General features: G+C 70.4%; 17 protein-coding genes and 2 pseudogenes. 7 read left to right on the forward strand and 12 right to left on the reverse strand.

What is annotated here, in order from left to right; genetic code table 11:
• Window positions 1-5: 5 nt before the first annotated feature.
• The 5 genes from alaS to AB0N78_RS01745 all read right to left on the reverse strand — a co-directional run bounded on the left by alaS (window position 6) and on the right by AB0N78_RS01745 (window position 5,898).
• Window positions 6-2,696 (reverse strand): alanine--tRNA ligase, encoded by a 2,691-nt coding sequence (gene alaS / locus AB0N78_RS01725; RefSeq protein WP_363385022.1) that lies wholly within the window; start codon window positions 2,694-2,696, stop codon window positions 6-8.
• 45 nt (window positions 2,697-2,741) lie between these two features.
• Complete coding sequence (locus AB0N78_RS01730; protein ID WP_363385025.1) at window positions 2,742-3,200, reverse strand: hypothetical protein; 459 nt, start codon at window positions 3,198-3,200, stop codon at window positions 2,742-2,744.
• Window positions 3,197-3,568 (reverse strand): DUF948 domain-containing protein, encoded by a 372-nt coding sequence (locus AB0N78_RS01735; RefSeq protein ID WP_363386209.1) that lies wholly within the window; start codon window positions 3,566-3,568, stop codon window positions 3,197-3,199. The genes AB0N78_RS01730 and AB0N78_RS01735 overlap by 4 nt, the downstream gene beginning before the upstream one ends.
• Before the next feature lie 167 nt (window positions 3,569-3,735).
• A complete protein-coding gene (gene rpsD / locus AB0N78_RS01740; protein WP_363385028.1) occupies window positions 3,736-4,362 on the reverse strand; it encodes a 30S ribosomal protein S4 in 627 nt (208 codons plus the stop codon).
• Between the two features lie 162 nt (window positions 4,363-4,524).
• Window positions 4,525-5,898, reverse strand: a complete 1,374-nt coding sequence (locus tag AB0N78_RS01745) for a replication-associated recombination protein A (RefSeq protein ID WP_363385031.1) — start codon at window positions 5,896-5,898, stop codon at window positions 4,525-4,527.
• A gap of 82 nt (window positions 5,899-5,980) precedes the next feature.
• On the opposite strand from AB0N78_RS01745, the gene AB0N78_RS01750 reads away from it, so the two are divergent.
• Window positions 5,981-8,209, forward strand: a complete 2,229-nt coding sequence (locus AB0N78_RS01750; RefSeq protein WP_363385034.1) for an MMPL family transporter — start codon at window positions 5,981-5,983, stop codon at window positions 8,207-8,209.
• Window positions 8,210-8,224: 15 nt separating this feature from the next.
• On the opposite strand, the gene AB0N78_RS01755 is transcribed toward AB0N78_RS01750, so the two are convergent.
• Window positions 8,225-8,692: a DUF805 domain-containing protein gene (locus tag AB0N78_RS01755; RefSeq protein WP_363385036.1), complete on the reverse strand. Its 468-nt coding sequence runs from the start codon at window positions 8,690-8,692 to the stop codon at window positions 8,225-8,227.
• A 53-nt stretch (window positions 8,693-8,745) separates the two neighbouring features.
• On the opposite strand from AB0N78_RS01755, the pseudogene AB0N78_RS01760 reads away from it, so the two are divergent.
• Window positions 8,746-8,874, forward strand: a pseudogene (locus AB0N78_RS01760) (pentapeptide repeat-containing protein); the annotation flags it as partial.
• A 206-nt stretch (window positions 8,875-9,080) separates the two neighbouring features.
• Here AB0N78_RS01760 and AB0N78_RS01765 read toward each other — a convergent pair.
• The 4 genes from AB0N78_RS01765 to AB0N78_RS01780 form a co-directional block, all read right to left on the reverse strand.
• Window positions 9,081-9,860: a DUF805 domain-containing protein gene (locus tag AB0N78_RS01765; protein WP_363385039.1), complete on the reverse strand. Its 780-nt coding sequence runs from the start codon at window positions 9,858-9,860 to the stop codon at window positions 9,081-9,083.
• 74 nt (window positions 9,861-9,934) lie between these two features.
• Window positions 9,935-10,609 carry a GNAT family N-acetyltransferase gene (locus AB0N78_RS01770; RefSeq protein WP_363385042.1) on the reverse strand — a complete coding sequence of 225 codons (675 nt, stop codon included), beginning with the start codon at window positions 10,607-10,609 and terminating at the stop codon, window positions 9,935-9,937.
• 128 nt (window positions 10,610-10,737) lie between these two features.
• Window positions 10,738-12,549: an aspartate--tRNA ligase gene (gene aspS / locus AB0N78_RS01775; RefSeq protein ID WP_363385045.1), complete on the reverse strand. Its 1,812-nt coding sequence runs from the start codon at window positions 12,547-12,549 to the stop codon at window positions 10,738-10,740.
• A gap of 83 nt (window positions 12,550-12,632) precedes the next feature.
• Window positions 12,633-13,700 (reverse strand): Rv2578c family radical SAM protein, encoded by a 1,068-nt coding sequence (locus AB0N78_RS01780; protein ID WP_363385048.1) that lies wholly within the window; start codon window positions 13,698-13,700, stop codon window positions 12,633-12,635.
• A 78-nt stretch (window positions 13,701-13,778) separates the two neighbouring features.
• Between AB0N78_RS01780 and AB0N78_RS01785 the strand changes: the two genes are divergently transcribed.
• The 3 genes and pseudogenes from AB0N78_RS01785 (at window position 13,779) to AB0N78_RS01795 (ending at window position 14,913) form a co-directional block, all read left to right on the forward strand.
• Window positions 13,779-14,291 (forward strand): TspO/MBR family protein, encoded by a 513-nt coding sequence (locus AB0N78_RS01785; RefSeq protein ID WP_363385051.1) that lies wholly within the window; start codon window positions 13,779-13,781, stop codon window positions 14,289-14,291.
• A gap of 21 nt (window positions 14,292-14,312) precedes the next feature.
• Window positions 14,313-14,555 (forward strand): annotated as a pseudogene (locus AB0N78_RS01790) (3'-5' exonuclease); the annotation flags it as partial.
• A 76-nt stretch (window positions 14,556-14,631) separates the two neighbouring features.
• Window positions 14,632-14,913, forward strand: coding sequence for a hypothetical protein (locus AB0N78_RS01795; protein ID WP_363386245.1), 282 nt, complete (start codon window positions 14,632-14,634; stop codon window positions 14,911-14,913).
• A 39-nt stretch (window positions 14,914-14,952) separates the two neighbouring features.
• Here AB0N78_RS01795 and hisS read toward each other — a convergent pair whose 3' ends face one another.
• Window positions 14,953-16,305, reverse strand: coding sequence for a histidine--tRNA ligase (gene hisS, locus AB0N78_RS01800; RefSeq protein WP_363385054.1), 1,353 nt, complete (start codon window positions 16,303-16,305; stop codon window positions 14,953-14,955).
• A gap of 5 nt (window positions 16,306-16,310) precedes the next feature.
• Entirely contained in the window at window positions 16,311-17,006 is a 696-nt protein-coding gene (locus AB0N78_RS01805) for an MBL fold metallo-hydrolase (protein ID WP_363385057.1), read from the reverse strand.
• Window positions 17,007-17,144: 138 nt separating this feature from the next.
• Between AB0N78_RS01805 and AB0N78_RS01810 the strand changes: the two genes are divergently transcribed.
• Both AB0N78_RS01810 and AB0N78_RS01815 read left to right on the forward strand, forming a co-directional pair.
• Window positions 17,145-17,921: a peptidylprolyl isomerase gene (locus AB0N78_RS01810; RefSeq protein WP_363385060.1), complete on the forward strand. Its 777-nt coding sequence runs from the start codon at window positions 17,145-17,147 to the stop codon at window positions 17,919-17,921.
• A complete protein-coding gene (locus AB0N78_RS01815; protein WP_363385063.1) occupies window positions 17,918-19,669 on the forward strand; it encodes a DUF349 domain-containing protein in 1,752 nt (583 codons plus the stop codon). The genes AB0N78_RS01810 and AB0N78_RS01815 overlap by 4 nt, the downstream gene beginning before the upstream one ends.
• Window positions 19,670-19,729: the final 60 nt, after the last annotated feature.

Raw genomic sequence — 19,729 nt, forward strand, 5'->3', positions numbered from 1 at the left:
CGCGCTCAGGCCGCGGCCACGGCGTCACGCACGCCGGTCAGTGCCTCGGGCAGCTTGCCCGCGTCCTGACCGCCGCCCTGTGCCAGATCGTCCTTGCCGCCACCACCGCCACCGAGCACACCGGTGGCGGTCTTGACCAGCGCGCCGGCACGAATGCCCTGCTCCCGGGCGGCGGCATTGGTCGCGATGACCACGACCGGACGGCCCTTGGCCACCCCGCCGACCGCGACCACCGCCGGGGCGGACTCGCCGAGGCGGGAGCGGACGTCCAGCACCAGCGTGCGCAGGTCATCGGCCGCGGCCTCACCCGCGTCGTGGGTGACCACACGGGTGCCGTTGACCAGCTCGGCGCCGGAGGCGAGACCCGCCGCGGCGGCCAGCACCTGGGCGGCACGCATCGTGGACAGCTGCTTCTCGGTCTCCTTGAGCCGGGTCATCAGCGAGGACACCCGGTCGTGCAGCTCATCCGGGCGGGCACCGAGCAGACCGGACAGCTGCCCCACCAGCGCGTGCTCAGTGGCGTGGAAGCCGTAGGCCCCGTCGCCGACCAGCGCGTCGACCCGGCGCACGCCGGAGCCGATGGACGACTCGCCGAGCAGCGTGACCAGACCCAGCTCACCGGAGCGGCGCACGTGGGTGCCACCGCACAGCTCACGCGACCAGTCACCGCCGATGGAGACCACCCGCACCTGATCGCCGTACTTCTCCCCGAACAGCGCCATCGCGCCCAGCGCACGCGCCTCGGCGATGGGCATCACCTGGTCGGTGACCTCCAGGTCCTCCTGCAAGCGGCTGTTCACCCGGGCCTCGATCTCGCCCAGCACCCCGGTCGGCACGGCCTGGCCGGAGCGGAAGTCGAACCGGATTCGGCTCGGCGCGTTCTCCGAGCCCGCCTGGGTGGCGGTGTCACCGAGCGACTCGCGCACGGCCTTGTGCACCAGGTGGGTGGCGGTGTGCGCGCGGCTGATCGCCAGGCGACGGGTGGTGTCGATGGTGGCGGTGCCGGGCTCGTCGATGGTCATGGTGCCGTCGATCAGGCGACCACGGTGCACCGGCAGCCCCTTGATCGGCGCCTGCACGTCGTCCACCTCGATGGTGGCACCGCCATCCAGCACGATGGTGCCCTGGTCGGCCAGCTGACCACCCATCTCCGCGTAGAACGGCGTGGTGTCCAGCACGACCTCGACCTCCGCCGGGGCAGTCGCCGCCGGGGCGGGCACACCGTCCACCAGCAGACCGACCACCCGGGCGCGGGCGGAGGCCTGGCTGTAGCCGACGAACTCGACCGGCTTGGCACCCGAACTGTTCAGGGTCGCGTGCAGGTCCTGGTACGCGGTGAGGTCCGCGCGGCCGGAACGCTTGGCCAGCGCATCGGCCCGAGCACGCTCGCGCTGCGCCTGCATCAGGGAGCGGAACGCGGTCTCGTCGACGGTCACGCCCTGCTCGGCGGCCATCTCCAACGTCAGGTCGATCGGGAAGCCGTAGGTGTCGTGCAGCTGGAAGGCCTTGTCACCGGAGAGCACCGGGGTCGGCACATTCGGGGCGCTCTTCGCCTCGGACACCGCCAGATCCAGGATCGTCGTTCCCGCCGCCAGCGTGCGCAGGAAGGACTCCTCCTCCGCGTAGGCGATCCGGCTGATCCGGTCGAAGTCGGTCTCCAGCTCCGGGTACGCGTCCTTCATCGCGTCCTTGCTGGTGGGCAGCAGGGTCGGCAGGGTCGCCTCCTCCACGCCGAGCAGCCGCATCGCCCGCACCGAACGGCGCAGCAGTCGGCGCAGCACGTATCCACGGCCCTCGTTGGAGGGGGTGACGCCGTCGCTCATCAGCATCAGACCAGAGCGCACGTGGTCGGCGACCACCCGCATCCGCACGTCGTCCTCGTGGTTCGCGCCGTAGCGACGACCGGAGACCTCCTGCGCCGCCCCGATCACCGGGAAGACCTGGTCGATCTCGTACATGTTGTCGACGCCCTGCATCAGGTAGGCCACCCGCTCCAGGCCCATGCCGGTGTCGATGTTCTTCTGCTTGAGCTCACCCAGCAGCGGGAAGTCGTCCTTGGTCCCACCGTCGGCGCGCTCGTACTGCATGAAGACCAGGTTCCAGATCTCCAGGTAGCGGTCCTCGTCGACGACCGGGCCGCCCTCCGCACCGAACTCCGGACCGCGGTCGATGTAGATCTCCGAGCACGGACCGGCCGGACCCCGGGCACCGGTGGACCAGAAATTGTCCCGCATCCCACGGCGCTGGATCCGCTCGTCCGGCAGCCCGGCGATCTTCTTCCAGAGCTGCGCGGCCTCGTCGTCGTCGTGGTAGACGGTGACCCAGACCTTGTCCGGGTCGAATCCGTAGCCGCCGTCCGCCTGGCTGCCGGTGATCAGCTCCCAGGCGTAGCCGATCGCCTCGGCCTTGAAGTAGTCACCAAAGGAGAAGTTGCCGTTCATCTGGAAGAACGTGCCGTGCCGAGTGGTCTTGCCGACCTCCTCGATGTCCAGGGTGCGCACGCACTTCTGCACCGAGGTGGCACGCGGCCACGGCGGGGTCTGCTCGCCCAGCATGTACGGGATGAACGGCACCATGCCCGCGATCACGAACAGCGTGGACGGGTCGGGCGAGATCAGCGGGGCGGAGGGCACGACCGCGTGGCCCTTGCTCTCAAAGAAGTCGAGCCAACGCTGACGGATCTCGGCGGTACGCATGGTGTCCTCGTGGTGTGAAGTCAGTCAGTGACAGTCAGGGGTGAATCAGAAGAAGGAGTACGGCTGCTCGTCGTCGTCCTCGGGGTCCTCGGTGGGGGCGTCCGCCCAGCCACGTCGGGCCCGGGCCGCACGCGCCTCGCGGCGAGCCTCCGGGTCGGTGTGCCAGGACGGCGGGGCTACCCCGTCGGTGGCGGGTCCGGGTGCTGCGCTTGCCCGGCGCTCCGCCTTGATCGCGTCGATGTCGGCATCCCCGAGCAGGTTGTCCCGCAGCTGGGCCTCGCGCTCGGCCATCCCGTCACGGAAGTCGGTCCGGGCCTGGCGCAGTGCCTGCTGGACTCCCCCGGCTGTCCGTCCGGCAGCGAGCAGTCCGCGGGCTGCGGCGATCACCGGGTCCGCGGGCTTCGACTCCCGACGCGGCGCACCGGGCACGTCGATCAGGCCGAGCCGGTGCGCCACCGCCACGGTGGCGACCACTCCGACACCGACCCAGATCAAACGCCTCATCGGCCGGACTTCTTCCCGCGGCCGGCCAGACCGGACAGCGCCGAGCGCACCCCGTAGGAGAACGCGGCAACTTTGATCATCGGACCGCCGACCGTCGCGGAGAACAGCGAGCTCAGTGCGGACACGTTCTGCGAGACGTTCGCCGCCGCGGTGGTCACGGTGTCGACCCGCTCCAACTGGGTGTTGGCGCTGCTCACCGTGGTGGCGGCCTCGTCCAGGATCGGGACGGTGTGCTCGGTGAGCTCCCGGACCGACGTCCGGGTCTCGTCGAGCACACGTCCGAGCTTCACCAGAGGCAGGGCCAGCGCGCCGACCAGCAGCACGAAGGCGATGGCGGCGATCAACCCCGCGATGTCTCCCAGCACGATGACCCTTCTCTCATGGCAGTTCTGCGTCCCGGAGCACCCTACCCGGGCCGACCCGGCGGCGATGGCCCCGTCAGGAACCCGGCAACGGGATGGATGAGGACGCCTGGACGCAGCAACGCCCCGACACGGACCAGGGGTCGTGCCGGGGCGTTGCGGAGTTCAGTGGATCAGCGAGCGTAGTACTCGACGACCAGCTGCACGTCGCAGGTCACGGGGACCTCGGCGCGCTTCGGACGGCGGGTCAGCTTCGCGGAGAGCTTCTCCAGCTGGACGTCCAGGTAGCCCGGAACGGCCGGCAGCACGTCGCGGTGGGCACCGGCGGCGGCCACCTGGAACGGCACGGTGGTCTGGCTCTTCGGCTTGATCTGCAGGGTCTGACCCTCCTTCACGCGGAAGGACGGGCGGTCCACGATCTGGCCGTCGACCAGCACGTGACGGTGGGTCACGACCTGACGGGCCTGCAGGATGGTGCGGGCGAACCCGGCGCGCAGCACCAGGGCGTCCAGGCGGGTCTCCAGGTCCTCGACCAGGGCCTCACCGGTCAGACCCGGGGCCTTGCGGGCGGCCTCGTAGGCGCGGACCATCTGCTTCTCGCGCAGCGCGTACTGGGCGCGCAGACGCTGCTTCTCCCGCAGACGGACGGCGTAGTCGGACTCGGTCCGACGACGGGCGCGGCCGTGCTCACCGGGCGGGTAGGGGCGCTTCTCGAAGTGCTTGACGGCCTTCGGCGTCAGGGCCAGGCCCAGCGCACGGGACAGTCGCACCTGGCGGCGCGAGCGGGTCACGTTGCTCACAGTGATACTTCCTGTCGTTTGCAGTACACGGCACACCGCACCGGTGAGTTCCGATGGGGCGTGGGGCCGACCTTGATGCGGTGTGTGGAACTCCGCGGGCTAGGACCCCAGGTGGTCGCATCGGGCACAGCAGCGCCCGAGGACCGGTCAAGTCTACACGGCTCAGTCGGTGGCCTGGTCCAACACTGACCTGATCCGGCCCAGCCGCTCGGTGACCTGGCGCTCGTAGCCGCGGTCACTGGGCTCGTAGTACCGCGTCCCGACCAGGTCCTCCGGCAGGTACTGCTGCGGACTGATCCCGATCGGGTCGTCATGCGGGTACTGGTAGCCCTTGCCGTGACCAAGCTGCTGGGCTCCGGCGTAGTGCGCGTCACGCAGATGGAAGGGCACCGTGCCGATCTTCCCGGCGCGCACATCGGCCAGAGCGGCGTTGATCCCGGCGTAGGACCGGTTGGACTTGGGGGCGGTCGCCAGGTGCACCACGGCCTCGGCCAGGATGATCTGCGCCTCCGGCATCCCGATCAGCTGCACCGCCTGCGCCGCCGCCACCGCGGTCTGCAGTGCGGAGGGGTCGGCCATCCCGACATCCTCGGCGGCGGAGATCATGATCCGGCGGCTGATGAACCGTGGGTCCTCCCCCGCAGCGATCATCCGGGCCAGGTAATGCAGCGCGGCGTCGACATCCGATCCGCGGATCGACTTGATGAACGCGCTGATCACGTCGTAGTGCTGATCACCGTCCCGGTCGTAGCGCACCGCGGCGACATCGATCGCGCGCTCCATCGTCGGCAGGTCCACCGGAGCCGGGGTCGGGGCGTCCGGCTCCTCCAGCGCAGCACCGGCAGCGGCCTCCAGGATGGTCAACGCCTTGCGCGCGTCACCACCGGCCAACCGGAGCAGGTGCTCCTCCGCGTCCGCGCTCAGCTGCACCGACCCGGCCAGACCACGCTCGTCCTCCACCGCTCGCCGGACCAGGGCACGCACGTCCTCGGTGGTCAGCGGGCGCAGGGTCAACAGCAGGGAGCGGGACAGCAGCGGGGAGTTCACCGAGAAGCTCGGGTTCTCCGTGGTCGCTGCGACCAGGGTCACCCAGCGGTTCTCCACACTGGGCAGTAGCGCGTCCTGCTGGGCCTTGGTGAACCGGTGCACCTCATCGATGAACAGCACGGTCTCCGAACCGTCGGCGGCCAAACGGCGTCGGGCGTCCTCGACCACCTGGCGCACGTCCTTGACCCCGGCGGTGACCGCGGACAGCTCGACGAACCGTCGGCCCGACGTCGCCGCCACCAGATAGGCCAGCGTGGTCTTGCCCGTGCCCGGCGGACCCCAGAGCACCACCGAGGACGGTGCCGCCCGACGCTGGGTGCCGTCCGCCGGCTCGACCAGGCGACGCAGCGGAGACCCGGGCTCCAACAAATGCTCCTGCCCAGCAACCTCCGACAGACTGGCCGGTCGCATCCGCACCGCCAGCGGCGCACCCGGTGCCGGTGCCGGGGTGCCCTGCGCGGTCGAACCCAGCGCGTCGAACAGGTCCATCCCGTCAGCCTACGCAGCGCCGCCCACACTCGGTGACCTGGTGGCTCGCCCACAGCCGGTCCGGCCTGAGATGCTGACCGGCGTGTTCGAGAGTCTCGGTCGGGCGGTCGCCCGTCATCCCCGTCTCACCGTCGTCGTCTGGGCGGCGATCGCCGTCGCCTGCGGGCTGCTCGCGCTGACTGGCCTGGGCGGCCAGAACCTCTTCGACCGGCTCAGCACCGGCGAGCCGGTGGTGCCCGGGTCGGACAGTGCCCGGGCGGCTGAGCTCCTCACCTCCGATGACGTCGGCGCGTCACTGACCCTGGCGGTCAGCGAGGTGGACCCCTCCGCTGACGGGCTGGCCGAGGCGCTGGAACCGGCACGGGCGGACCTGCTCAGCATCGAGGGTGTCGCCACCGTCATTGACCCCTACGTCCTGCCCGACGGCATCGACAACCCCGCCGCTGCACCGCTGCTCGCCCAGTCCGGTGACGGGTTCCTCATGGTGGCCGAACTCGACCCGGAGCTGTCCGCCGATGCCCGGGACGCCGCCCTGTCCCGGGTCGAGAGCGCGCTGAGTCACGTCCCGGACGCACTGACGGACGTCGCCCCGCAGGCCACCGGTCTGGTTGGCGGCACCTCGCTGATCATCTCCGCCATCACCGACCAGGTCCGGGAGGATCTCACCACCGGAGAGGCGGTGGCGCTGCCCATCGCGCTGGTGATCATGGTGCTGGTGTTCGGCGGATTCCTGGCCGCTGCGATGCCGTTGGCCGGGGCGCTGGCCTCGATCGCCGGGGGGCTCGGGTCACTGTGGCTGCTCTCCCACCTGATCACCGACATGGAGTCCTCGGTGGTCAACGTCGTCACCGTGCTCGGGCTGGGTCTGTCCATCGACTACGGCCTGTTGATCGTGTCGCGGTTCCGCGAGGAGCTCGGCACGGCGCTGGGTGATGACGAGGGCGCATCCAACCGTCGCCGCCGCGGGGACGGAGCCGTCACGACCGCGCTGATCCGGACCATCGCCACCGCCGGGCGCACCGTCGCCTTCTCCGCGCTGACCGTCGCCGTCTCCATCGCCGGACTGCTGGTCTTCCGCCAGGACATCCTGCGCGCATTCGGGGCGGGAGCCATCGCCGTCATCATCTTCGCCGTCACCACCGCGCTCACGCTGGTGCCCGCGCTGCTCGCCTTCACCGGTCGACGACTGGCCGGCTCCGGTCTGCTCTCCCGGGTGCCGTTCCTGCATCGTGTCCTGGAACGCACCGCCGACGTCCAGGCTGACGAGGGGGCGTTCTCCCGTCTGACCGCCCGGGTGCAGCGCCGTCCCTGGTGGGTGATCGGCGGCTCGTTGGTGATCCTGCTGGTGCTCGCCAGCCCGCTGCTGCACCTGGAGCTACGCAACTCCACCACCCAGTTGCTCCCGCTGAACAGCCCGCAGCGCGAGTACGTGCAGGTGCTGTCCACCGAGTACCCCGCCTCAGCGAGCCCCTCTGTCCAGGTCGTCACCGAGTCGACCCTGGATCAGGCCCTCACCATGGCCACCGCCATCGCCGACCTGCCCGGCGTCGAGACCGTCGACGATCCTGTGGCCGTCGGACACGGCGTGCTGATCGGCGTGCACCCCACCGATCTCGACCCCGGCAGTCGCCCCACCCAGGACGTCGTGCGGGAGATCCGCGCGCTGGACCTGGACGCCCACGTCGGCGGGCAGGCCGCGAACCAGATCGACTTTGTGGACGCGCTGGCCGAGCGCGCGCCCTGGGCACTGGCCATCGTCGCCCTGGCCACGCTGGTGCTGTTGTTCCTGATGACCGGCTCGGTGCTGGTGCCGATCAAGGCGCTGCTCACCAACGCGGTGTCGCTGTGCGCAAGCCTCGGCGTGCTGGTCTGGGTGTTCCAGGACGGCCACCTGTCCGGCCTGCTGGGCTTCGAGTCCACCGGTGGCATCGAGACCTATGTGCTCGCCCTGGTGATCGCGTTCGGCTTCGGCCTGGCGATGGACTACGAGGTCTTCCTGCTGTCCCGGATCAAGGAGCTGCACGACCAGGGCACCAGCAACGACGACGCGGTCCGGCGCGGGCTCCAACGGTCCGGCCGGGTGATCACCAGCGCGGCCGCCGTGATCGTCGCGGTGTTCGCCGGGTTCGTCGCCGGGGACCTGCTGGTGATCAAGGAGGTCGGCTTCTCCCTCGCCGTGGCGGTGTTGATCGACGCGACGCTGGTCCGCCTGCTGCTGGTGCCGGCCACGATGACCGTGCTGCGGGAGTGGAACTGGTGGGCACCCGCGCCGCTGCGGCGGGTCTACGACCGGCTCGCGATCACCCACTGACCGCGCGAGGCACCGTCAGCGCGGCCAGCGTGGGAGGTCGAACCGGCGACCCTCCGGCTTGGACGGCATCGCCAGCAGGATCAGCAGAATCAGCCCGCCCAGATACGGGATGCAGGACAGGAAGTACATCGGGCCACCGAGGTTCGTGTCGTGCAGCCGCCGCCAGCTGATGGCCAGGTTCGGCACTAAGCAGGCGATGACCACGGCGGTCATGGCCACCACACCGGACCAGATCACGGCGTTCCCCGCGCTCTGCGATGTCGCCATCAGAGCCGCGCCGATCCACACCAGGATTAGCCCGACCAGCATCGCCAGGCCCTGCATCGCGAACGCCCACCAGTACTCGGACCGAGAGGCCCGCCCGGTGAACGTGGCGTAGTTCCGGAAGTACCGACGGCAGGCGTCCGGGAAGCGCGCTCCGTACAGTGGCCGAGCCAGGTCGTCCGGGGTCTGCGCGCCATCGAAGAGCTGCTGCGGGCTCATGGGTGGGTACCCGCCGGGCGGGAACGGCATCGCTCCCGGGTACTGGGGAGCCCATGCGCCCGGCTGCGGTGTTCCATAGGGCTGTGTCCCGTAGGGCTGTGTTCCATAGGGCGCTTCCCCGTAGGGCGCGGCTCCATGAGGCATCGCTCCGTAGGGCGCGGCTCCGTAGGGCGCGGCTCCGGAGGGCAGCGTGCCGCCATCGGGCGCAGCTCCATCCGGGGCGGGACCCCACCCCTCCGGCATCGGGACCGGCTGCGCCGGTGTGCTCGGGTACTCGTCAGGTGTGCGGGGGTCGACCATGGCGTGCTCTTTCACTGGGTACGACGAAGGCAGGGAGCGACGACGCCCGGGCAGTCTCGACCCCGGGCGTCGTCGCGGGCGACAGGACTCAGCGCGGCAGGTCGAAGCGTCGACCCTCGGGCTTGGATGGCATCGCCATTAGGACCAGCAGGATGATGCCGCCCACATACGGAATGCAGCCGAGGAAGTACATCGGGCCCGGCTGGTTGGAGTCATGCAGTCGACGCCAGCACAGCGCGAGGTTCGGCACCAGCATCGCCAGACCGAGTACCCCGAAGAGCACGCATCCGAGCACAAGCGCCCCAAAGCCGGGCAGGGCGGACCAGGCGGGGTCGTCGTAGTAGTACGAGTCGACCGAACCGGCAATCATCATGACCCAGCCGATGCCCATCAGCACACCGGGGATGAACTGCACCAGAGCCATGAACAGATAGGCGAACCAGTACTCCGAGCGCGAAGCACGGCCGGTGAAGGTGGCGTACTGACGGAAGAACCGGCGCACCGCGACCGTGAAGCCCGCACCGTAGAGCGGGCGCGCCAGGTCGTCGGGGCCCTGCGCGGGATCAAAGACGAACCGCGGGTCGCCGTAGGCCGCTTGCGCGTAGGGCATCGGCGGCGGAGCAACCGGGTACCCCTGCGGAGCACCGCCCGGCTGGGCACCGGGCTGGGCGGCACCGGCGGGCTGGTAGCCGGGCTGGGCGGCACTGGCGGGCTGGTAGCCAGGTTGGAAGCCGGGCTGCGCAGCAGCGGGCGGCGGGTACGCGCCAGAGGGCTGCGGCGCGTCAGGGTGAGGCTGGTAGGGGTCGACCATCGGGTCCTCGTTCAACTGGTGCGGGCTGGCCAACCGAGGTCTGCGGCCCCCCGGCATGCCCGACCGTAGTGCCCTCGCACCCGTCCATCCCCATCCGAATACCGTTATGGCGAAATGTCCGTCGGGTCGACTCACCGCCGGTGCAAGGTCACCAATCGATGCACGGTCCGAAATCCCAGCCGGTGGTAGATCCGACGCGCACCGTGATTGTCGTCCCACATTCCCAACGACACCCAGTCGGCACCATCCCCGAGCAGCGCACGAGTGGGCCCGGCGATCAACGCGCCGCCCAGACCGGTGCCGCGGGCCTCCGGTCGCACGCCCAGCCCGTGCAGGTGCCACGACCCGCGCCCAGCGAGTGCTCCGGGCCGTGGCTCCGCACCGACCACCCCGAGCAGAGCGCCGTCCGGACCGTCGACGCCCCACCAGCGCTCACCGGCTGCGCCCGGGCGTGCCTGCGTGCTCGGGTTGGCCACCGCCAGGCAGTCGGACGCCGCCTGCCGGTCGTCCGCGGTCAGGGCACGCAACCGATCCTGCACGGGCGAGACGTCGGGTGCGGTGCGAGTGACCATCCACTCCCACCCGGTGCGATTCGCGCGCAGTCCGAGCGTGGTGAGGCGTTCGCGTACCGCAGGTAACGCGTCGGTGGCGATCCAGGCGGACACCAGACTCGGGTCGACGGCGTGCTCGATCAGTGGGATCAGGGCCGAGGTCTCCCCCACGGCGAACAGCAGCTGACCGTCCGGCACCGGTGCGGGTGCGTGCTCCGTCGACCACCACCCGTCCAGCACCGGGTCGAGGCGCACGCACAGCGCCTCGTCATCACCCAGCCAGGCAGCGGGTCGCCAGCGGTCGCGTTCGTCCTGCAGCAGCTCGTCCAGCGCCCAGGACGCCGGGAGCGGGTCACCCGACCCGCCGCCCGGCAGCCCGGGTATCAGTGCTGGTCCGCGGTCGACTCCGCGGCCCCGTCCGCGCTCGGCTTGGCACCGGCGGGCTTCGGCGTGAAGTCGACCCCCGCCTCCTTGCGCTGCTGCGCGGTGATCGGGGCCGGCGCACCGGTGAGCGGGTCGTATCCGCCGCCCGACTTCGGGAAGGCGATCACGTCACGGATCGACTCCGAGCGGGTCAGCAGGGACACGATCCGGTCCCAACCGAAGGCGATGCCGCCGTGCGGCGGGGCACCGAACTGGAAGGCGTCGAGCAGCCACCCGAACTTCTCGTTCGCCTCCTGCTCGCCGATGCCCATCACCGCGAACACCCGCTCCTGGACGTCCCGACGGTGGATACGGATCGAACCGCCACCGATCTCGTTGCCGTTGCACACGATGTCGTAGGCGTAGGCCAGCGCATTGCCCGGGTCCTCCTCGAAGCGGTCGATCCACTCCGGGGTCGGGCTGGTGAAGGCATGGTGCACAGCGGTCCAGGCACCCTCGCCCACCGCCACATCGTCATCCTCACCGGTGGGCTTGAACAGCGGTGCGTCGACCACCCACACGAAGGACCAGGCATCCTCATCGATCAGGCCGCCGCGCTTGCCGATCTCCAGTCGCGCCGCACCGAGCAGGCCGCGCGCCTCGGTGGCCTTGCCCGCGGCAAAGAACACCGCGTCACCGGGCTGGGCACCGACCGCGGCGACCAGGCCCTCGCGCTCGGCGTCGGAGATGTTCTTGGCCACCGGACCACCCAGGGTGCCGTCCTCGCCGACGGTGACGTAGGCCAGACCCTTGGCACCGCGCTGCTTGGCCCACTCCTGCCAGGCGTCGAAGCCACGACGAGGCGTCGAGGCACCGCCGGGCTGGACCACCGCACCGACATAGGGAGCCTGGAACACCCGGAACGGCGTGTCCTTGAAGAACTCGGTCAGCTCGACCAGTTCCAGACCGAAGCGCAGATCCGGCTTGTCGGTGCCGTACTTCTCCATCGCCTCGGCGTAGGTCATCCGGGCGATCGGGGTGGGGATGCGGTAGTCGATCAGATCCCACAGCGCAACCAGGATCTGCTCACCGAGGGCGATCACGTCCTCCTGGTCGACAAAGGACATCTCCACGTCGAGCTGGGTGAACTCCGGCTGCCGGTCGGCACGGAAGTCCTCGTCGCGGTAGCAGCGGGCCAGCTGGTAGTAGCGCTCCATGCCAGCGACCATCAGCAGCTGCTTGAACAACTGCGGCGACTGCGGCAGGGCGTACCAGCTGCCCGGGGCCAGCCGGGCAGGCACCACGAAGTCGCGGGCACCCTCCGGGGTGGACCGGGTTAACGTCGGGGTCTCCACCTCGACGAACTCCTGGGCGTCCAGTACCCGACGGGCCGCCTGGTTGGCCCTGGAGCGCAGCCGGATCGCGTGCGCCGGAGCTGGCCGACGCAGGTCCAGGTAGCGGTAGCGCAGTCGCGCCTCCTCACCCACCGGCTCGTCCAGCGCGGTCGACACCTGGAACGGCAGCGGCGCGGCCTCGTTCAGGACCACCACCTCGGTGGCGATGACCTCGACCTCGCCGGTGGCCAGCGCACTGTTGGCGTTACCCTCCGGGCGGCGACCGACCTCACCGGTGACCTGCAGCACGTACTCGGCGCGCAGACCGTGGGCGACAGCCTCATCCCGGATGACGACCTGGGCGATACCCGAGGCGTCCCGCAGATCCACGAACGCCACCCCACCGTGATCCCGGCGGCGATCCACCCACCCGGTCAGGGTGACGGTGGAGCCGATGTGCTCGGCCCGCAGCGAGCCGGCGGTGTGGGTGCGCAGCACGGGAAGTCCTCTCGGAGTGGGGTCGGTGCCGCCAACAGGCGACCCGCGGGAGTCTATCGCCGACGGGCACACCGCCGGTCCGCTCAGAACAGGGCGGTCTGCACCACGCCCGGCATCACCGCCTCGGGTGTCACGGACTGCCGGGACACGGTCTCGGCCAGCGCCCCGCGTCGCCACCGTCCAAAGGTCGTCACGCCCTCCGGTGGATCGCTCAGTCCGTACCGCTCGCGCAGCGGCTGCACTCGACTGTGCAACCACCGCCGGTACTCCTGCGGAACGTACGCACCATTGCCGTACAGCCGTCGGTACTTGGCGACCAGCGCCGGGCGGTGTTCCGCCAGCCACCGCATCATCAACGGGCGCACCGGGCCACGCAGATGCAGCGCAATGGTCGTGACCCAACTCGCACCCGCCTCGGCCAACTCCCCCAGCAGCGTGTCCAGATGCTCGGTGCCATCGGTCAACCACGGCATGATCGGCGCCACCAGCACACCGCATTCCAGCCCTGCCTCCCGGGCCGCCCGGATCAATGCGAGCCGCGCCCTCGGGGTCGGGGTGCCCGGTTCCATCGCCTGTTGCAGGTCCTCGTCGCCGATCGCCAACGAGATCGCCAGGCTCACCGGAACCTCCTGCCCGGCATCCCGCAGCAACGGCAGGTCGCGGCGCAACAGCGTGCCCTTGGTCAGCACCGACAACGGTGTGCCCGAGTGCGCCAGCGCGCCGATGATGCCTGGCATCAGCGCATACCGACCCTCGGCCCGCTGATACGGGTCGGTGTTGGTCCCCAACGCCACCAGCTCATGAGCCCAGGACCGACGGCGCAGCTCGGCGGTCAGGACCTCCACGATGTTGGTCTTCACCACGATCTGGGTCTCAAAGTCCTCGCCCGCACCCAGACCCAGGTACTCATGCGTCGGCCGCGCGAAGCAGTACGCGCAGGCGTGCAGACAGCCGCGCATCGGGTTGACCGTCCACCGGAACGGGACGTCGCTGGCGTCGGGCACCTTGTTCAACGCTGATTTGGCGTGCACCTCATGGAACGTCACCCCCGCGAACTCTGGGGTGCGCACTGACCGCTGGTGCCCGGTCAGCACCAAACCGGGCAGCATTGCGGGCTGCTCCGCGTCGATCTTCTGTCCGTCCCATCGCATGACGTGATTCGAACACCTGTTCGAGTTGGATGCAAGCCTCCGGTTGCCGCCTGGGCACGACGGCCCGACTGTGGACACATGACCACCGCCACCGCTGACCGCCCCGTCCCCGTCGAACGCCACCGCCGCACCTGGCCCGTGCTGGTCGCCCTGCTGGTGATCAACGCCCTCGTCGCCGCCGGTGGCTCCATCGCCTCGACCTCTGGTGTCGACGGGTGGTACGCGGACGCGGCCAAGCCGGACTGGATCCCGCCGAACGCGCTCTTCGGTCCGGTGTGGACCGTGCTCTATGTGCTGATGGCGGTCGCCGCGTGGTGGGTGTGGCGCGATGTCGACTCCCGGTCCGCCCGGCTGCCGCTGGTGCTCTACGGCGTGCAGCTGGCACTGAACGCGGCCTGGACCCCGGTCTTCTTCGGCGCGGAGATCCTCGGCGGCGGGCTGGTCATCATCCTGCTGTTGGAGGTCGCGCTGGTCGCCACGATCGTGGCCTTCCACCGGGTGCACCGGCGCGCGGCGTGGCTCCTCGGGCCGTACCTGGCGTGGGCGCTGTACGCCACGACGCTCAACGCGGCGGTGGCGGCCCTCAACTGAGCGCGCGTCTAGCCTGGGCCCATGCCGATCCTGGTGGACCTCGAGGCGACCTGCGCCGATGACGGCTCGCTTGCCCGATCCGAGATGGAGATCATCGAGATCGGTGCCGTCGCCGTCTCAGCGCAGGGCGAAGTGCCGTTCAGCGTCTTCGTCCGACCGACCCGTCACCCTCGCCTGACCCCGTTCTGCACCGCGCTCACCAGCATCACCCAGGACGACGTGGACGCCGCCGACGACTTCCGGTCCGCCAGTCGACGGTTCGCCGACTTTGTGGCCGCGCATGCCGAGCCCGATGACTGGTGGGGGTCCTGGGGCGACTACGACCGCAACCAACTCGCCCATGACGTTCGGCGGCACGGCACGACCACACCGCTCCCCCTCCCCCCTCCCGCACCGCAATCTCAAGCAGGAGTTCACCGAACGTCAGGGACTGCGTCAGCGCCCGGGGCCCGACGACGCGATCCATCTGGCCGGCCTCGGCTTTGTCGGCACCCACCATCGCGGGGTCGACGACGCCCGGAACATCGCCCAGCTGCTCCCGTGGATACTCGGTGACGAGCAGATCGATCCGCGACGTGTCACGGCCTGGGAGCGGGAGGTCAAGCTCCGTCAGCGCCGCTGAACGTCAGCACGTGACCCGTACCTGGATCGGCGGTTCCCGTCACTGCCCGGAGGGCACGACCCGCGGCCACCAGTCGTCCTCCGACGGAGCCCAGATCGCCGCATCCGCGTCGACCTGGTCCCCGGACCGGATGTCCTTGACCTGGTCCCCGTCCTCGCCGGGGAACCAGACGAACGGGATGCCCCGCCGGTCCGCGTGCTTGATCTGCTTGCCGAACTTGGCCGCGGTCGGGGCGACCTCCACAGGGATACCCCGGGCCCGCAGCGCGGTGGCGACCGCGTCCGAGGCCGCGCGGTTCTCCTCGTTGATCACCGCGACCAGCACCGCCGCGGGCACCGCACGGGTGGACCGCACCAACCCGGCGGAGATGAGTCGGGACACCAGGCGGGAGACGCCGATGGACAGACCAACTCCCGGGTAGGTGTTCGCGCCGTCCGAAGCAAGCGTGTCGTAACGGCCACCGGAGCAGATCGAGCCCAGCTGCTCGTGCCCGACCAGCACCGTCTCGTAGACCGACCCGGTGTAGTAGTCCAGACCGCGGGCGATCTTCAGGTCGGCGACGACGACTCCCGGCGCACGCACGGCGGCGGCGTCGATCAGTTGACCCAGCTCGGTCAAGCCCTGGTCCATCAGCTCCGAGTCGACCCCGTGCGCGGCGGCCAGGGCCCGCACCCGGTCGATCACCGTCGAGTCCGAGCCGGAGATCGCGGCCAGGTCGAGGCACGCCTGCGCCTGGGACTCGGTGGCACCGGCGTCGGCGACCAGCAGCGCCGCGACCTTCTCCGGGCCGATCTTGTCCAGCTTGTCGATGCTGCGCAGCACGGCCTCGACGTCGTCCAGCCCGATGCCGCGGTAGAAACCTTCGGCCACCCGACGGTTGTTCACCAGGATCCGGACCTCGGGCACACCGATCTCGCGCAGTGCGCCCAGCGCCTCGGCCATCACCAGCGGCAGGTCGACCTCGTAGTGGTACGGCAGGTCGCCCGCGCCCACCACATCGATGTCGGCCTGCACGAACTCGCGGAACCGCCCGTCCTGGGGGCGCTCGCCGCGCCACACCTTCTGGATCTGGTAGCGCTGGAAGGGGAACGCCAGGTGTCCGGCGTTCTCCAGCACGTACCGCGCGAAGGGCACGGTCAGGTCAAAGTGCAGCCCGAGGCCCGCGTCCTTGCCTGACTCGTCCTGCTCCTGCAACCGGCGCAGCACATAGACCTCCTTAGAGGTCTCGCCCTTGCGCAGTAGCTGGTCCAGCGGCTCGACCGCCCGGGTCTCGATCCCGGCGAACCCGTGCAGCTCGAAGGTGCGGCGCAGGGTGTCCAAGACGTGCTGCTCGACGATCCGACCGTCGGGAAGCCATTCGGGGAAGCCAGAGAGTGGGGTGGGGCGTGCCATGTGGTTCATCCTGCCAGGTCGATCAGGAACGGATTGGTGGCCAGCTCCTCGGCGACCCGACTGGCCGGACCGTGCCCGGGCAGCACCACCGCGTCACTGGGCAGCGTCGCGATCACCTCGCGCAGAGTGGTGAGCATCGCCGGGTGGTCACCACCGGGGAGGTCGGTCCGGCCGATGGCACCGCGGAACACCACGTCGCCGGTGCACACCGCTGCCTCATCCAGGAGGTAGAGCGTGGAGCCTTCAGTGTGGCCGGGTGCATGCCGAGCGGTCAGCCGCACCGAGCCGAAGGTCAACTCCACATCCGCCGTCCGATCCGACTTGTCCTTGGCCGCGATCAGGTCGATCCGGGCAGGCCGACGCCACTGTGTCGACAGCCCCGACGACTGCAGGGCCGCGAACACCCCGGAGCGCACACCACCCAGCGGTGCCATCGGGTCGTCCATCCGGAAGGCGTCCCGGGCGTGGATCGTCACCGGAACGCCCGCCGCATCCGCGACCTGCGCCGCATCCCACACGTGGTCGGCGTGCCCGTGAGTCGCTAACACGCCCGTGACCCGGAGGCCACGATCGGCCACCACCCGAGCGACCTCCGGCGCGACCCCGCCGCCGACGTCGATCACCACGGTGTCGAGGTCGTCCGCCACGACCAGATAGCAGCACGCACCGAAAACAGGGGCAGTGAGCGTCAGGATCTGCATTCGCCCACGGTATCGGGGCCCTGGCCACCCCTGATGACGCTCCGTCGACGCTCAGAGTGCCGGTGTTCGGACCTCCCCCGCCTAGACTGTCCGCTGGCGCGGAGCCCCCGCGCGCCGTCGAGCCCCGAGGAGTGTGGCGTGCCGTCCAGCAAGCGCGAGCGCGAGTACGAGCGCCGTCGGTACGAGAAGTGGCAGGAGCGCCAGGCCGCCAAGCGCGCTCAGCGTCGACGCAACCAGCTGATCGCCGGTGGTGTGGTCGCCGTGTTGGTGGTCGCCATCGGTGTCACCACCGCTGTGCTGCTCGGACGCGACGACTCCGATGCGACGGCCACCCTCGATCCGACCCCGACCAGCACCGCACCGGTGATCGGCGGCGAGGCGCGCACCGGCAACGACGGTCAGCTCCCGGACAAGGCATTGGCCGAGGACCGTGAGTGGACCGGCACGCTCAGCCTCAACGAGGGCGAACTCGGCATCGAGCTGGACGGCGCAGCAGCCCCGCAAGCAGTGGCGAACTTTGTCACGCTGGCGCAGGAGGGCTACTTCGACGGCACCGACTGCCACAGGCTGACCACCAGCCAGTTGTACGTATTGCAGTGCGGCGACCCGACCGCCACCGGCAGCGGCGGCCCCGGCTACTCCTTCGGACCGGTGGAGAACGCCCCGAAGGACGGCGTCTACCCGGCTGGCACCATCGCGATGGCCCGCAGCCAGACAGCCGACAGCCAGGGTTCGCAGTTCTTCATCGTGTACGAGGACACCGAGCTGCCCGACGAGACCGGCTACACCGTGTTCGGCCAGGTCACGTCAGGACTCGACGTGATCCAGGCCATCGCTGACGCGGGTGTCGTGGACGGGGCCACCGACGGCCAGCCCGCGACGCGCGTCACCATCGAGGGAGTGGAGACCCAGTGACCGAGACCCCTGCCGATCAGCCCGGCACCGACACCCCCACCACCCCGCCCACCGACACCGACGGTGTGGCCGAGCCGACGACGGAGCCGGACGTGACCGCTGCCGACGAGAACCCCACCACCGAGACCCCGACCGTTGAGGCCGACGCCAGCGAGACCACGTCGGTTGAGCCGGAGACCTCGGCCCCCGCCGACGTTTCCGAGGCCACCGAAGTTCAGGCAGCTGCGGACGCTCCGGTCGAGTCGCCTGTCCCCGTGGAGGCTCCGGCAGACTCTCCCGCCGTGGCCGAGACCCAGGCCGATGCTCCGGTCCCCGCCGAGGCCGACTCGACCACTGCGGCGGCAACCTCCACCCCGGCCGCAGCCCCTCGCCCCCGCGCGCCCAAGCCCAGCGCCATGCGGCCTCGCCCGGGTGCGGCCCGTCCCGGCGGTGCGGCAGCTGCCCCCACCGCCCCGGTCGCCCCCACCCCCGTCCCGGACGACTCCGCCGAGGCGAAGGCCGCCGCTGAGTTCGGCCGGGTCGATGAGGAGGGCACCGTTTACGTCCGCGAGGCCGCGGGTGAGCGCAGCGTCGGTCAGTTCCCCGGTGCCTCCGCCGACGAGGCGCTGACCCTGTACGTTCGCCGCTTCCTGGACCTGCAGGCGAAGGTCACCGTGTTCGAGGCCCGGCTGCAGGCCACCGACCTCGCCGTCAAGGAGATCGACCAGACCCTCACCCGGCTGACCGAGGAGCTGGCCGAGCCGGCGGCTGTCGGCGACCTCGACGCCCTGCGTGCCCGCCTCGACTCACTGCGCACCGTCGCCGCCGAGCGTCGCGCGCAGGTCGAGGCCGAGCGTGCCGCCGCCAAGCAGGTCGCGGTCGAGGCCCGCACTGCCATTGTGGAGAAGGCGGAGAAGATCGCCGAGACCGACCCCGCGCGGATGCAGTGGCGCCCGGCCGGAGAGCAGCTGCGCGCCCTGCTGGACGAGTGGAAGGAAGCCCAGCGCACCGGGCCGCGCATCGACCGTCCCACCGAGGAGTCCCTCTGGAAGCGGTTCAGCCACGCCCGCACCACCTTCGACCGTGAGCGTCGGCATTACTTCGCCGAGTTGGAGACCCGCAATGCCTCCGCCAAGACGGTGAAGGAGCAGCTGGTCAAGGAGGCCGAGGCGCTCTCCGGCAGCACGGAGTGGGGTCCGACCGCCGGGAAGTTCCGCGACCTGATGACCCGCTGGAAGGCGGCTGGTCGTGCTTCCCGCAAGGACGACGACGCCCTGTGGGCGCAGTTCCGGGCCGCGCAGGACCGGTTCTTCCAGGCCCGGGACGAGCTCAACGCCGCCATCGATGAGGAGTACCGCGCGAACCTGGAGGTCAAGGAGGCGCTGCTCGCCGAGGCCGAGGCGATCGATGTCGCCGCCGACCTCACCGCGGCCAAGCGCGCGATCCGGTCGATCCAGGACCGCTGGGAGGCTGCGGGCAAGGTGCCGCGTGCGGACATCCAGCGGGTCGAGGGTCGGATGCGTGCGGTCGAGAACGCGATCCGGGATGCCGAGCAGGCCGAGTGGCGCCGCACGAACCCGGAGACCCGGGCCCGCGCTGAGGGCGCTGCCGCGCAGCTGGAGCAGGCGATCGCGCAGCTCGAGGACGACCTGGCCACCGCCAAGGCCGCCGGGAACGAGCGCAAGATCAAGGAGGCCCAGGCAGCGCTGGACGCCCGGCGTTCCTGGCTGGAGCAGGTGCAGCGGGCCGCGGACGAGTCCCGCGGCTGAGCCGATCTCACGGTCGAAGGGCCCGGAACCCGTGAGGTTCCGGGCCCTTCGACCGTCCAC

Source organism: Cellulomonas sp. NPDC089187 (genome assembly GCF_040685135.1).
In the GTDB taxonomy this organism is placed as follows: Bacteria; Actinomycetota; Actinomycetes; order Actinomycetales; family Cellulomonadaceae; genus Cellulomonas.

Excerpts from the sequence above, each read along its gene's own strand:
- alaS (WP_363385022.1), bottom strand. The coding sequence starts at position 2,696 with ATGCGTACCGCCGAGATCCGTCAGCGTTGGCTCGACTTCTTTGAGAGC.
- AB0N78_RS01730 (WP_363385025.1), bottom strand. The coding sequence starts at position 3,200 with ATGAGGCGTTTGATCTGGGTCGGTGTCGGAGTGGTCGCCACCGTGGCG.
- AB0N78_RS01745 (WP_363385031.1), bottom strand. The coding sequence starts at position 5,898 with ATGGACCTGTTCGACGCGCTGGGTTCGACCGCGCAGGGCACCCCGGCA.
- AB0N78_RS01755 (WP_363385036.1), bottom strand. The coding sequence starts at position 8,692 with ATGAGCCCGCAGCAGCTCTTCGATGGCGCGCAGACCCCGGACGACCTG.
- AB0N78_RS01765 (WP_363385039.1), bottom strand. The coding sequence starts at position 9,860 with ATGCCGGGGGGCCGCAGACCTCGGTTGGCCAGCCCGCACCAGTTGAAC.
- AB0N78_RS01780 (WP_363385048.1), bottom strand. The coding sequence starts at position 13,700 with ATGCGATGGGACGGACAGAAGATCGACGCGGAGCAGCCCGCAATGCTG.
- AB0N78_RS01785 (WP_363385051.1), top strand. The coding sequence starts at position 13,779 with ATGACCACCGCCACCGCTGACCGCCCCGTCCCCGTCGAACGCCACCGC.
- AB0N78_RS01795 (WP_363386245.1), top strand. The coding sequence starts at position 14,632 with ATGACGTTCGGCGGCACGGCACGACCACACCGCTCCCCCTCCCCCCTC.
- hisS (WP_363385054.1), bottom strand. The coding sequence starts at position 16,305 with ATGGCACGCCCCACCCCACTCTCTGGCTTCCCCGAATGGCTTCCCGAC.
- AB0N78_RS01805 (WP_363385057.1), bottom strand. The coding sequence starts at position 17,006 with ATGCAGATCCTGACGCTCACTGCCCCTGTTTTCGGTGCGTGCTGCTAT.